The organism is Nocardia sp. NPDC004260 (assembly GCF_053603155.1).
Map to the genome: position 1 here is coordinate 1 of NZ_JBSGEZ010000112.1, position 13,631 is coordinate 13,631.

12 protein-coding genes are annotated in these 13,631 nt (G+C 67.9%); 7 read left to right on the forward strand and 5 right to left on the reverse strand.

Translation table 11 applies throughout. From position 1 onward, the window contains the following. Nucleotides 1-474: 474 nt before the first annotated feature. Both ACWEO7_RS35455 and ACWEO7_RS35460 read left to right on the forward strand, forming a co-directional pair. On the forward strand, nt 475-1,956 hold the full coding sequence (locus ACWEO7_RS35455) for a wax ester/triacylglycerol synthase domain-containing protein (protein WP_452429772.1): 1,482 nt from the start codon (nt 475-477) through the stop codon (nt 1,954-1,956). A gap of 200 nt (nt 1,957-2,156) precedes the next feature. Next, nucleotides 2,157-2,735 carry a CBS domain-containing protein gene (locus ACWEO7_RS35460; RefSeq protein WP_397080778.1) on the forward strand — a complete coding sequence of 193 codons (579 nt, stop codon included), beginning with the start codon at nt 2,157-2,159 and terminating at the stop codon, nt 2,733-2,735. Nucleotides 2,736-2,774: 39 nt separating this feature from the next. Here ACWEO7_RS35460 and ACWEO7_RS35465 read toward each other — a convergent pair whose 3' ends face one another. The 5 genes from ACWEO7_RS35465 to acsA are packed head-to-tail and all read right to left on the reverse strand — an operon-like array spanning nt 2,775 to nt 8,314. After that, on the reverse strand, nt 2,775-3,029 hold the full coding sequence (locus ACWEO7_RS35465) for an acyl carrier protein (protein ID WP_397080779.1): 255 nt from the start codon (nt 3,027-3,029) through the stop codon (nt 2,775-2,777). Between the two features lie 3 nt (nt 3,030-3,032). Next, nucleotides 3,033-4,532, reverse strand: coding sequence for a 2-oxo acid dehydrogenase subunit E2 (locus tag ACWEO7_RS35470; protein ID WP_452429775.1), 1,500 nt, complete (start codon nt 4,530-4,532; stop codon nt 3,033-3,035). 1 nt (nt 4,533) lies between these two features. Continuing rightward, the gene (locus ACWEO7_RS35475) at nt 4,534-5,502 is read right to left on the reverse strand and encodes an alpha-ketoacid dehydrogenase subunit beta (RefSeq protein WP_397080783.1); all 969 of its coding nucleotides are present in this window, start codon (nt 5,500-5,502) and stop codon (nt 4,534-4,536) included. Next, nucleotides 5,499-6,506: a pyruvate dehydrogenase (acetyl-transferring) E1 component subunit alpha gene (pdhA, locus tag ACWEO7_RS35480; RefSeq protein WP_397080785.1), complete on the reverse strand. Its 1,008-nt coding sequence runs from the start codon at nt 6,504-6,506 to the stop codon at nt 5,499-5,501. The genes ACWEO7_RS35475 and pdhA overlap by 4 nt, the downstream gene beginning before the upstream one ends. Beyond that, nucleotides 6,503-8,314, reverse strand: a complete 1,812-nt coding sequence (gene acsA / locus ACWEO7_RS35485) for an acetate--CoA ligase (RefSeq protein ID WP_397080787.1) — start codon at nt 8,312-8,314, stop codon at nt 6,503-6,505. Before acsA ends, pdhA begins: the two co-directional genes overlap by 4 nt. Before the next feature lie 65 nt (nt 8,315-8,379). Here acsA and ACWEO7_RS35490 point away from each other — a divergent pair, with 65 nt between their 5' ends. The 5 genes from ACWEO7_RS35490 to ACWEO7_RS35510 form a co-directional block, all read left to right on the forward strand. Continuing rightward, nucleotides 8,380-8,721, forward strand: a complete 342-nt coding sequence (locus ACWEO7_RS35490; RefSeq protein ID WP_452429776.1) for a hypothetical protein — start codon at nt 8,380-8,382, stop codon at nt 8,719-8,721. After that, a complete protein-coding gene (locus ACWEO7_RS35495) occupies nt 8,718-11,438 on the forward strand; it encodes a cation-translocating P-type ATPase (protein WP_452429778.1) in 2,721 nt (906 codons plus the stop codon). Before ACWEO7_RS35490 ends, ACWEO7_RS35495 begins: the two co-directional genes overlap by 4 nt. A 68-nt stretch (nt 11,439-11,506) precedes the next feature. Beyond that, nucleotides 11,507-12,061, forward strand: a complete 555-nt coding sequence (locus ACWEO7_RS35500; RefSeq protein WP_397080793.1) for a flavodoxin domain-containing protein — start codon at nt 11,507-11,509, stop codon at nt 12,059-12,061. 46 nt (nt 12,062-12,107) lie between these two features. Beyond that, nucleotides 12,108-13,331 (forward strand): site-2 protease family protein, encoded by a 1,224-nt coding sequence (locus ACWEO7_RS35505; protein WP_452429780.1) that lies wholly within the window; start codon nt 12,108-12,110, stop codon nt 13,329-13,331. 145 nt (nt 13,332-13,476) lie between these two features. Beyond that, nucleotides 13,477-13,631, forward strand: a 155-nt coding sequence (locus tag ACWEO7_RS35510) for a PEP/pyruvate-binding domain-containing protein (protein WP_452429701.1), incomplete at its 3' end; no start/stop codon positions are given.

A 13,631-nucleotide genomic window follows, 5' to 3' on the forward strand; every position in this document is an offset into this window, starting at 1 on the left:
CGCAACCAACACGCCGGACCCGTCCGCGACTTCGCCGTCGGATCCAAGATCCGATACCCGGATTACCTACCGAACGTTGCCTGACGCGGCACTAGGCACGGCATTTGCGAGCCCTCCTGCCATCGCCCGGCCCCAGGCCCCGAGATGGCTCGGACGCCACTCCCACTATCGCGGCGGTTTCGGCAGCTGCGGCAGCGCCGTGGCCGCACCGAGTTCAGCGGCACGCACATGCTTGCTGGATGCGAAACCCAATTGCGTATCGGACAGACGATGAAGGACGAAGGTCCTTCGGATAAGGGTCTTCGTCAACGGTCGCCGCCGGACGCCACTGAACAGACTGAGTGGTATGGGTATGGCCCGTTCCGCTCCCCTGCCGACAACGCGCAGGGTATCAGCCGATCCACACTCGGGGCGCAACCGAACCGGCGCGCGCGATCGCCCTATGTGGTCGGCGGTGGACGAAGGCAGCGACTGATGGACGCGCGCGAATCCCATATGTCGCAGTCGGACCTGTTCTCCTGGAACATGGAACGTGACCCGGTCCTGCGCTCGACGATCGTGTCGGTGCTGATGCTCGACGCCGAACCGGACCTGGATCGACTGGCGCGCACGATGGAGCGCGGCAGCCGCCTCGTGCCCAGGTTGCGGCATCGGCTGATCGCCGCGCCGTTGGGCTTCGCCCCGCCACGGTGGGCACTGGATCCGGATTTCGACCTATCCTGGCATCTGCGGCGATCCGCGCTACCGGAACCGGCGGACATGTCCGCGGTACTCGAATTCGCCCGCACCGAGGCCATGACCGGATTCGACCCGGCCCGCCCGCTGTGGCGCGCGACGTTGCTGTGCGGCATGGCGGCCGGCGAATGTGCCCTGGTGCTGACGGTGCACCACAGTCTCACCGATGGTATCGGCGGAATCCAGATCGCCACGGCGCTGCTGGATTTCGACCGCGCGGGCACCGACCGCGGTCTACCGTCCGAGCCGCTGGGCGACCGTGCGGGCGCGCTGCGCGACATCGTGGCATGGAACCTGTCGGTCGGCTCGGATCTGCTCGTCGGCGGTGTCCGTTCGGCGCCGCCGATCGCTCGGCGAGCGCTCGGCAATCCTGCCCGGGCGTTGCGCGAGGGCGCGGCGTTGGCGGGGTCGCTGGTTCGTTTGGCCCGGCCCATCACCACCACGCTTTCCCCCGTGATGACCCGGCGCAGCCTCGGTTGCCGGCTGGCGGTGCTCGACGTGCCTCTCGAACGATTGCGGGACGCCGCCCGGACCGCGGGCTGCACCCTGAACGACGCGTTCCTCACCGCGGTCGTGATCGGATTGCGCGGCTATCACAGCCGCCACGGCGCGGAACTCGACCAGCTGCGGGTGACAATGCCGATCAGCCTGCGCACCCCCGACGACCCACTCGGCGGCAACCGCATCACACTCGCTCGTTTCGCCCTGCCGGTCGCCATCGCCGACACCACAGACCTCATGCACGCCATCGACGCTGCGGTCGCGGGCTGGCGACGCGAACCGGCGATACCGCTGTCGGGTGCCGTCGCGGCGACGCTGAACCGACTGCCTGCCGGGCTGCTGACCGGCCTGCTCAAACATGTCGACTTCGTCGCCTCCAACGTCCCGGGCTCCCCCGTGCCGCTCTACATCGCCGGGGCGCGCATCGACCGCATGTACGCCTTCGGGCCCACCATCGGCACGGCCGTCAATGTGACCCTCACTTCGCATGCGGGCACGTGCTACGTCGGGATCAACACCGACACGGCGGCGATCCCGGACACCGAAACCCTGACCGAGTGTCTCGCCGCAGGCTTCGCCACCGTACTCGAACTCGGCAGCGAGCATGCGTCGAAAGCCGGGGCCGCAACTGCGGAAGAAGCCGCCCCGTCGTCGCACATCCCCCGGCCGACCAGTGTCCAGTTCGCATCATTTACAGAAGCTCGGCCGTCCTCCGACTGAGGACATTAGTCCCAGGCGGGCAGGGCAGATGTCTCTCCCCGTCATCGAGGCAGGCGGGCCATGCTGGACGTATGGGCCGGTGCCGGAACCGACCGCACGACCGAAACAGCGCGAGCCAAGACGCCGCTGTGCGTCGGCTCGGCGCAATCTGGCGTTCCTGCCGCAGGCACTCCGAACGCCACAGTTACGAGGTGATACCGATGCATGCACGTGACGTCCTGAGCAGGCCCGTCGTGACGGCGCGGCCGGGGACACCGTTGTCGGAGGCTACCGCGCTGCTGACCGCGCACGGCTTCGCCGCGCTTCCCGTGGTCGACGAGCAGGGCCACGTGGTCGGGATTCTGTCCGAATCAGACGCTCTGGCAGCAATTTCAGGCATGCCGGACGAGACGGTGGCAGCGGCGATGTCGACTCCGGTCGAGGTGGTCACGCCTACCACCGACACCGCGACGATCGTCTCCCGCATGCTCACCGGGCGGCTTCGCTCGATGCCGGTCGTGGAAGCCGGCCTGCTGGTCGGAATCGTGTCTCGGCGCGACCTGCTGCGAACTCTGCTCAGCGACGACGCAACCATCGATGCGAAGATCCGCACACTGCTCGACGACTACGCAGGCAGCCGCCGACAGTGGACGACCGAGGTCGCAGACGGGGCGGTCACCGTTCGCGGCATCTTCGCCGATCCGCGTGAGCAACAGGTTGTCGCCGCTCTGGCCCGCACCGTAGACGGTGTGGATCACGTCGATGTGATCGACGACGCCCGGATCCTGCCCGACCGTTGAACGAATGCCTCGGCATTTCGCAACGGCCGAGACAGGCATCTAGCGGGTGCGAGTGAGGAAGTCGACACAGGAACGGATCGTCGATAGTCGTGGATAGTCGCTCTCCTCGATCCGGCCGCCGACAGCGGAGAGGCGTTCGATGAAGGTGAGGAAGTCGATCGAGTCGAGTTCCAGGCTGCTGCGCAAGGGGTCGTCCTGGCCGAGGGCGGAGATGTCGGCTTCGGTGGCGAATCCGCGTAGCGCTGCACGAACGGAGTCCTCTGCCTGCTCGCGGGACATGGTTGGGGGCAACATGTTTCACAACTCCTCTGGCTGGTGGAGATAATCGGCGACGGTGTTGAGGAAGCGGGCTCCGACGGCGCCGTCGCTGGCACGATGATCCGCCGAGAGCGTGGCGGTCAACTGGGGACGGACGCCCAGCAGACCATTAACCGCGCACGGACGTGCGGTGACGGCGCCGAAGCCGACTATGGCGACCTGCGGCGCGGCGATTACGCCGAAGACCGAATCCACCCCCAGCTCACCTAGATTCGTCACGGTGATGGTCGCGGGCACAGCATCCGAGGATCGCAGCCGGGCGGTGCGAGCTCGCGCGACGACGCCACGCAGTGCGTCCATCATGGCCGCCGGAGCGAGGGTGTCGGCGTCGGGGATGGTGGGCACCATGATGCCGCCCCCATACAGCGACACCACGACACCGAGATGCACGTCCGAGGCCGGATGGAATTCGTCGTCGTCGAGCCAGTGTCCGTTAAGCGCGGGCACCGCCCGCGCGGCCCGCGCCGTGGCACACAGCACCAGAGCGGAGGACACTATGCGCGCGTTGACCGGTGCCCGGCGATTCGCTCCTTCCAGCCAATCCAGCGCGGCGTCCATGTCGATGGTGCTGGACAAGTAATAGTGCGGCACCGTGCGCTTCGACCGCGTCATCGCCGCGGCGATCACCTTACGCACCGCGACGGGATCATGTTGCGGGGCTTCCACGCCGGTCTCACGCGTCGTGTCGGTGGGTTGCGTGCGTGCGGATTCCGTCACCTCGGCGCGAGGTTCGGAGACCGGGCCCGCTGTTGGTACATCGCGGGCGCGCACCGCGCCGCCCGGGCCGGTGCCCGAGACGTTCGCCAGATCGACTCCGGAGGTGAGCGCCAGCCGACGCGCATAGCCGGAAGCGCGCGTCACAACGGTCGGTGGCGACGGACTAGAGAGCCTCTCGGGGGTGTCGAACCTCTCGTGTGGTTTCGTCGGCTCGTCGGACCGCGCGCGGTCCTGCGCGGCGATCGGTCTTGCGCGCGGCGTCGCGCGCTGATCGGCAGCGATGGCGTGCTCGACATCCGAGCGTACGATCCGCCCTCCCGGCCCTGACCCATGCAGAGTCGCCAGGTCGATGCCCGCCTCCTGTGCCAGCCGACGGATCAGCGGCGTGGCATGACGAGCCATCTCCGTCGCACCGTCCGTTTCCGGAACAGTCTCGCCGCGAGCAGATTCCGCTGGTCTCGAGGAAGGCGGATTGCGCCCGTCCGGTATCGCGGTGCGGGTGTCTCCTGCAACGACGGCACGGTCCGATGCCGGTTCGATCGTCGCCAGCGGCGTGCCCACCGGCACTGTCTTTCCCTCGGGTACCAGAATCGTGCCCATGACGCCGTCGTCGAAGCATTCGACCTCGATCGCCGCCTTGGTGGTGTCCACTTCCGCGACCACGTCTCCCTTGTGCACGACATCACCGGGATGCACGAGCCAGTGCAACAACGTGCCCTCCACCATGTCGGCTCCCAGCGAGGGCATACGGAACTCGACCACCTCAGCGCACCGCCTTACGCACTGCGTCGACTACGGCCTCGGCTTGTGGCAGGGCGGCCTCCTCCAACTGCTTCGCATACGGAATCGGCACCTCGGCGGTGCACACCCGGCCGATCGGCGCATCGAGGTCGTAATAGGCGTATTCGGCCGCACGAGCGGCGATTTCCGCCGCGATGCCGACACTGCGCCAGCACTCGTCGACGACCACCAGGCGGTGTGTGCGTACCACCGACTCGAGCACCGTCGTCTCGTCCAGCGGCCGCAAACTGCGCAGATCGATCACTTCCGCCGAAACTTTTTCGGCGGCGAGCAACTCGGCGGCCGATTCCGCGGTCGGCAGGGTCGCGCCGAAGGCGACTATGGTGACGTCGGTGCCCGCACGCCGAACCATCGCGTGATCGATATCTACCAGTTCGTCGTCCCCAGCCATCTCCCCCTCGCTGCCGTACAGAGCGATCGGTTCGAAGATCACGACCGGATCAGGGTCCTGCAACGCGGTCCACAGCATTCCGCGGGCATCCGCCACTGTGGCGGGCGAAACGACGCGGAGCCCGGGGATGTGCGCGTAAAAGGCTTCCAGGCTGTGGGAATGCTGGGCGGCCAGCTGGCGGCCCGCACCGGTGGCCATCCGGATCACCAGCGGGACGCCGAGCTGGCCACCTGACATGTGCCGCAAGGTCGCGGCGTTGTTGAGGATCTGGTCCAGCGCGAGCAAGCTGAAGTTGCCGGTCATGATCTCGACGATCGGCCGCATGCCACCCAGCGCCGCACCGATGCCCGCGCCGACGAACGCGGATTCGCTCAACGGCGTGTCCCGGATGCGGCGCGGCCCGTATTCCTCCAGCAAGCCGCGACTCACTCCGAAACAGCCTCCGTAGGCGCCGACATCCTCGCCCATCAGAAAGACGCGGTCGTCGCGATCCAGCGCTTCCCGCAGAGCTTCCCGCATAGCCTCGCGGTAGGTGATCATGGTCGCTCCGCGTACACGTGACGACTCAAATCGGCGACCGCCTCCACCGGCCCGGCCTCGGCCTGGGCGATCGCGTCGTCGAGTTCGGCGTCGACCGCGGCCTCGAGGGCGGACAGGGCCTGCTCGTCGAGTGATCCCGATGCCCGCAGCTCGGCGGACAACCGGGGTATCGGGTCGCGCTTCTTCCACTGCTCGATCTCGGCTTTGTCGCGATAGCGGTCGGCGTCGTAGAGAGAGTGCGCACGGAAGCGGTAGGTCCGCAGTTCCAGAAAGCACGGCCCGCTCCCGCCACGGATGGATTCCACCGCCCGCTGGGTGGCCGCCGCCACCGCCTCCGGGTCCATGCCATCGACCGGCCAAGCCGCCAAGCCATAGCTCGAGGCGCGCAGCGCCAGATCGGTCACCGCGTGTTCGCGGTGCAGCGCCGTGCCCATCGCGTACCGGTTGTTCTCGCACGCGAACAGGATCGGCAGTCGCCACAACGCGGCCAGATTCAAGCATTCGTGGAACTCTCCCTCGGCCGCGGCGCCGTCACCGAACAAGCACACCGTTACCGCGGGCCGATCCCGCATGGCATCGGCCAGGGCCAGGCCGACCGCCAGCGGTAAACCTCCCCCGACGATCGCATTTCCGCCGAAGAATCGTCGACCGGCATCGAAAAGATGCATCGAGCCGCCGCGCCCGCCGCTGCATCCGGACGCGCGGCCGAACATCTCCGACATCAACGCGGCCATGGGAATACCGCGAGCGAGTGCGTGCCCGTGTTCGCGATAGGTGGACACCACCGCGTCCTCGGGGCCGATCTGCCGCAGCAGCCCGGCCGCGACGGCTTCCTCGCCGACGTACAAGTGGAGGAATCCGCGAATTTTCTCGGCGCTGTAGAGCTGCACGCAGCGCTCCTCGAATCGCCGGATACGGATCATCTGCCGCAGCAATTCGATTCGTTCCGTGGCGGCGAGCGACAGCCGGTCACCCACTCGATCCGGCAGTTCGGTGGCCGTCATTGCCCGGCCTCCAGGGTCGACACATCGCCCTCGGGCAACCCTTGCTCACGCGCTTTGAGCAGTCGCCGCATCACTTTTCCGCTGCGGGTGTGTGGCAGGCTCTCGGCGAAGGCGATCTCCTTGGGTGCCACCGCGCCGAGTGTCCGGCGGCCGAACGCGAGCAACTCCGCCCGCAGTTCTTCGGAGGCGAGGTATCGCGGCCGCAGCAGGACGAAAGCCTTCACCAGCTCGCCCGCGACCGGATCCGGCTTACCTATCACCCCCGCCTCCGCGACCGCCGGGTGAGCCATCAGAGCGCTTTCCACCTCGAACGGACCGACCAGGTGCCCAGCCGACTTGATCACGTCATCGGCGCGTCCGACGAACCAGTAATATCCGTCGGCGTCGCGCCGGGCCAGATCACCGGACAGATACCAGCCCGCGGCGAACGCCCGCGCGTACCTCTCGGGTTGTCCCCAGTAGCCGCGGAACATCGACGGCCAGCCGCCGCGCAACGCGAGCTCACCGATCTCGCCGGTTCGGGCATGCCGGACGCCGCCGCCGATCATTTCTGCCCGGCCGTCCGGCCCGCGGCGCAGGATCGTGGCTTCGACGCCGGGCAGCGGCCGTCCCATCGAACCGGGCCGCACCTGCTCGGCGGCGAGGTTGGCGATCATGATCGCGCCGGTCTCTGTCTGCCACCAGTTGTCGTGAACCGGTTTGCCCAGAACCTGCTGACCCCAGACCACCACCTCGGGATTGAGTGGTTCTCCGACGCTGGCGACGAATCGCAGGCGCGACAGATCCGTGCCGGGCGGCAGTTCGTCGCCGCGGCGCATCAGCATGCGCAGCGCGGTCGGCGCGGTGTACCACACCGAGACTTTCTCCGCGGTGAGTACCTCGTACCAGCGCAGGGCGTCGAAATCGGCCTCGTCGGTGATCACGGTGGCGCCCAGGGTGAGCGGCGCGATCACCCCGTAGGACATGCCGGTCACCCATCCCGGGTCCGCTGTACACCAGAACACATCGCCCGGTCGCAGATCCAGTGCATAGCGCGCGGTGATCCGGTGGGCGAGCACCGCTGCGTGCACATGAACCGCGCCTTTCGGTTTCCCCGTGGTCCCACTGGTGAAGTGCAGCAATGCCGGATCTTCGGGCTGGGTTCGCACGATCGGGAATTCGGCGTCGGCGGCCACCATCGCCAGCGACAAGTCGATGGCGCCACCTTCCAGTTCGCTCTCCGGATCGGCGTCGGTCACGAGGACATGCCGCAGGTCAGGAACCTCGGCGCGGATCGGCGCGACTCTACGCCGGTAGAGTTCGGTCGTCGTGACCAGCGTCGTCGCCTCGGAGATCGCCAAACGCTGGCGCACCGGCTCGGGTCCGAACGCGGAGAACAGCGGCGAGACGACACATCCGGCTTTCCATGCGCCCAGCGCCGCGACATACAACTCCGGAGTCCGGCCCAGCAGGATGCACACCCGCTCGCCGGGACGCACACCCAGCTCGTACAGCACGTCTGCGAATCGGTTGCTCAGGGCCGCCAACTCGGCGTAGGTCAAGGTGGAGCGTTCGCCGGTCGAACGCAGCGCGCGCAGTGCGGTGACATCGGCCGAAGGGGTGCCCAGGTGACGATCGACGGCTTCGTAGGCGATGTTCACTCCCCCACCGGGTAACCCAGCCAGCGAGGAGCGTGCCGCCGCCCAGTCGAATACCTGGCAGGACATCCGGTAGTCGGTCAGATTCGCACCGACGCGTTCGGCCGTAGACTTCTCGATCGGTTCCCACCGCGTCCGCGCGTTCGATGCCTCATGGCTCAAAGTCCTCATGTCGGCCTCCCGCGATCAAGTCAACGACCCGCGACGGCCGCTCCGGCAGGGCGTAAAGACCTCGCATGCTGATGACCTCCGTCGTTTCCGGTGCGGCGACGGCGGGATACCTCTCGGTGCGGGACCTTCGCCCCTGTCCGGCAACCATGGCAAAGCGCACGCTCGAGGCAGGAGGAACGGAGGCTTCGATGGGATACCAGGTAGCCCTCGTCGTACCGGCACCGGAAAGGGTGGTACGGGTGCGGAGCGAGATTCGTCCACATCCGAATCTGCTCGGTGCCGACAATGCCGCGCGAATGCGCGAAGTCCTTCGGATCGTGCGGCATGCGGGGTCGTCCGCGATCGCCGATAATGTTCGGCGGAGCGCCACGGTGGACACCCTCCGCGACATGGTGGCAGCACCGTGACCGATCTGGTCGAGGCGGAACCCGGCCTGCGCATCGATCCCACCGAGCGGATCGATCTGCTGCTGCGCGATCTACGCGGCAACCGCTGCGGGCTCACCGGGCGCGAGGCCGAACGACGCTTGATCCACTACGGCTCCAACGTGCTGCTGCGGCGGGGCCGCCGAAGCTGGCTGCGAGACCTGGCTCGTCAATTCACCCACCCGCTCGCGCTGCTGCTGTGGGCCGCGGCCGGGCTGGCGGGCGCGGTCGGCATCGTGCCGGTCGCGATCGCGATCGTGGTCGTCATCATGATCAACGCGGGGTTCGCGTTCGCCCAGGAGCGGCACGCCGAGCAGGCGGTGGAGGCGCTGGCCGCCTATCTGCCGATCCGGGCGAAAGTCGTGCGAGACGGCCAGGTCACCGAGGTCGAGGCGACCGGTGTCGTGCCCGGAGACGTCTTGGTGATCGCCGAGGGCGACCGGATCTGCGCGGACGCGCGGCTGCTCGACGGCGGCATCGAGGTGGACCTGTCGGAACTGACCGGGGAATCGATGCCGGTCTACCGCAGTGCCGACGCCGTCGACGCCGGGGTGCCGCTGGCGCAGGCACGCGAGCTGGTCTTCAGCGGCACCTCCTGTACCGAGGGGGAGGCGCGCGCGATCGTCTTCGCCACCGGCATGCACACCGAGCTCGGGCGCATCGCGGCCCTGTCCGAGCGCGTCGAGCCGGAGGAGAGTCCACTCGAACATCAAGTGCGCCGGGTGGCCTGGTTGATCGCGTTGATCTCGGTGTTGCTCGCGGCGGCGTTCATTCCGCTCGCGGTGTTCGGCGCGGGGTTGTCTTCGATCAATGCGGTGGTTTTCGCGGTGGGACTGCTGGTGGGCAACGTCCCGGAGGGACTGCTGCCGGTGATCACGCTGGCGTTGGCGATGGGTGTGCGCGAGCTGGCGCGCCGCGGCGCGGTGGTCAAACGCCTCAGCGCCGTGGAGACCCTCGGCTGCACCGACGTGATCTGCACCGACAAGACCGGCACCCTCACCGAGAACCGTATGCGGGTGGTCGCGATCGACACCGCGACCGGAGCGCACGACCCCGACGCCGCCTCCGGGACGGAGGATCCCACGCTTGCCCGCGTGGCGGAAACGATCGCGGCCTGCAACAACGCTCGACTCGCCGAGTCCGGTTCTGTGGTCGGTGACCCCATGGAACTGGCGCTGCTGGCCGCGGCCTCCGCCCTGGGCGCGCAGGTTCGCGCCGACCAGCGGGAGCGCTCCCGGCGGCGTCTGTTCCACTTCGACCCGGTCCGCAAACGGATGTCGACCATCGACGCGGACGAGGCAGGGCGGCTGCGCGTGCACACCAAAGGAGCCCCGGAGTCGTTGCTACCGCTGTGCACCGCCGAACTCGGCTCAGACGGTGCACTTCGACCGCTGAGTGCACACCGCCGCGAGCAGGTGGCCGCGCTGGTCGATGCCCGCGCACAGCAGGGTCTGCGGATGCTGGCCGTCGCCGCGCGCGACCTCGCCGGTTCCACGGTCCCGCAGCAGCGGGAACAGGCCGAGAAAGATCTGGCGCTGCTCGGCCTGGTCGCACTGGAGGACCCGCCACGGCCCGGCGTCGCCGAGGCCGTGCGACTGTGCCACGCCGCAGGCATCCGCGTCATCGTCATCACCGGCGATCACGGGCTGACCGCGGCGGCGGTCGCCGACCGGATCGGTATCACGCGCGGCAGGCCGACCGTGATCACCGGTGCGGAACTCGAACTGATGAGCGAAGCCGATCTCGACCAGCTGCTGGCGGGACCGAGCGAACTCATCTTCGCCCGGTCCTCCCCCGAAGCCAAACTGCGCATCGCCGACGCGCTACGCGCCGCAGGGCACGTGGTCGCCATGACCGGAGACGGCGTCAACGACGCGCCCGCACTGCGACGCGCGGACATCGGCGTGGCGATGGGCCGTTCGGGCACCGACGTCGCTCGCGAGGCGGCCACGATGGTGCTCACCGACGACAACTTCGCCACCATCACCACAGCCATCGAGGCCGGTCGGCGCGTCTACGACAACATCAGGAAGTTCATCTGCTACATCTTCGCCCACACCACGCCCGAGGTGACACCGCTGCTGGTGTTCGCGCTCTCCGGCGGCGCGGTTCCGCTTCCGCTGACCGTGATGCAGCTGCTGGCCTTCGACGTCGGCACCGAGACGCTTCCGGCGCTGGCGCTCGGACGAGAAGGGGCCGAGCCCGGCCTGATGCGCCGTCCACCGCGCCGGCGCGGTGAGTCGGTGATCCGCACACCGATGCTGCTGCGCGCGTGGCTGTTCCTCGGGGTGATCGCGGCGGCGCTCGCCATGACCGGCTTCTTCTTCGTGCTGCTGCACGGCGGTTGGCACCCGGGCGATCCCACCGGCCCCGGTAGCCCGTTGCACCACACCTACCAGCAGGCGACCACGATGACCTTTTTCGGCATGGTCGCCGGCCAGATCGGCACCGCGTTCGCCGCACGTACCGACCGCGCTTCGCTGCGCTCCATCGGCGTACTGTCCAACCGCTTGCTGCTGTGGGGCATCGCCTTCGAACTCGCCCTCGCGGCGATCATCATCTACACCCCAGTAATGCAGAGCCTGCTCGGCACGGCCGCATTGACCCCCGCCATGCTCGCCTTCACGCTGCCATACCCGTTCATCGTGTGGGGCGCCGACGAACTACGACGCTGGCTGATGCGCCACAAGCGGCAGTGACGATGGTCCCCTGTGTCCGGGCACGAGTCCTCTCATCGGACGGGGCGTACACGAGGAACATTTTCGGCATGGACCAGGACAAACATCACATTGCTGTCGTCTACGCGACCGAACAGGGATCGACCCGCGACATCGCCGAATTCATCGGCACCGAGCTGTCGAGTCGCGACGCCATCGTCGAACTCGCTGATATCGACCACGCGCCCGACCTGTCCAACTTCGACACCCTCGTCCTCGGCAGCGCAGTCCACAACATGAAACTCCTGCCCTCCGTCGCCGACTACGTGCACGCCCACCAGGACGAGTTGGTGGAAAAGGACGTCTGGCTGTTCAGCGTCGGCCTCGCCCCGGCACTGCGCGGCCCGATCGGCCGCCGCCTCGGGCGATTGGTCCCGAAGAAGATCGCCGGACTGCGCGATTCGGTCAGGGCGCACGATTACCGGGCGTTCGCCGGACAGTACGACAGCGACGGCATCTCACTGCGGACGCGCATGCTCTACCGACTGCTGGGCAAAGGCCGCTACGGGGACCTGCGCGACTGGGCAACCGTCCGTTCGTGGACCGACACCATCGCCCGCAGTCTGCGGCTGCCGTCGGCCCGTTCGACCACCATCACCCCATGACGAACGCATCCGGCGACTCCCGCTCCACCGTGCTGAATGGGATCCGATGATCCATCGAACATTCCCGCTCGGCAGGATTGCGGGCATCCGCCTCGGCGCTCACTGGTCGGTGCTGGTCACGGTGGGCCTGTTCACCTGGGTTCTGGGCTCGTACCTGACCGGCACCGCGGCCACTGCCGTCGTGTGGATCACAGCCGTCATCGGGGCCATCGCGTTCTGCGCGGCGCTGCTCGCCCACGAGCTGGCCCATTCGATCGTCGCCCGGCGCAGTGGTATTCGCGTCGACGTGATCGTGTTGTGGCTGCTGGGCGGTGTCTCGGAATTGGGCGAAGAACCGCGGGACGCGCGAACGGATCTGCGCATCGCTTCGGCCGGTCCGCTCACCAGTCTGGGCATCGCCGCCGTCGCGTTCCTCGCCGGCCTCGCGAGCGCGGCGGTGGACCCGGACGGGCCGATCACCGCTGTCCTGGTGTGGCTGGCCCTCATGAACACGATCCTGGGGCTGTTCAATCTTCTGCCCGGCGCGCCGCTCGACGGCGGCCGTGTACTGCGTGCGGTGATCTGGCGGCGCACCGGTGACCGTTTGCGCGCTGCGACCTCAGCCGCCCGCAGTGGACAATTCCTCGGCACGGTCTTGCTGATGATCGGTATCGCCGAACTCGTCCTGTTCGGGCACCTTGGTGGGCTGTGGCTGATGCTGCTGGGCTGGTTCCTTCAGTCGGCGGCGCACGCCGAACTCACCGTCGCCGGGCTACGTCACCGGCTGGGCGACAGCCGGGTTCGCGACGTGATGACTTCGCACCCGATAGCGATACCGGCCGCCTTGCCGGTCGCCGCGCTGCTGCGTTCGGACGCGACGGCCAGTGGGCATCGTGTGTTTCCGGTGGTCGACGCGAGCGGTCACCCCGTTGCGGTGGTGGCCTGGTCGGATCTGGCGGCGGTCGCCGAACCGGCCCGCGCGACCACCACAGTGGGCGATGCCGCGCGTGCGCTTCCCGCTGTCGCCCTTGCCCGGGAAGAAGAGCTGGTGAGCGATGTCGCGTCCCGTGTGGTGCTGCGCCCCAACCTGGACGCCGTCGCGGTCGTCGACGCCGACGCCAGGCTCATCGGGTTGATCACCTCGACCGACCTGGTGCTCGCCTGTGATCGCTCGGCTCTCGGTCTGCCCGCGCGGCCCAGGCCGGTTCAGCCTCCCCTCAGGGAGGGCGCACAGCCACGACATGTGACGTCGGCTCCCATCCCATACGAAACCGCGGGCGACCCTCCGTGACGAGTGGCCGGTCCTCTATGCCGAGTGGTGGCGACGACGGGAGTCGATGGGCGCGACAAAGGGACCTTCGACCGTGGTGAACGCACATGATGTTGAGCCAAGCTGACTACATGCGACGTTGAAATTCCGATTGATCGGAGCCGTTATGGGCGACTACGTGACCGACCTCGCCGATCTGCGGCTGACGGACGCAGACCGCGTCGGCGGCAAGGGCGCGAATCTCGGGGAGCTGGTGGCGGCGCACCTGCCGGTGCCACCCGGGTACGTGATCCTCAAATCCTGCTACGAAGAAGTGATCAT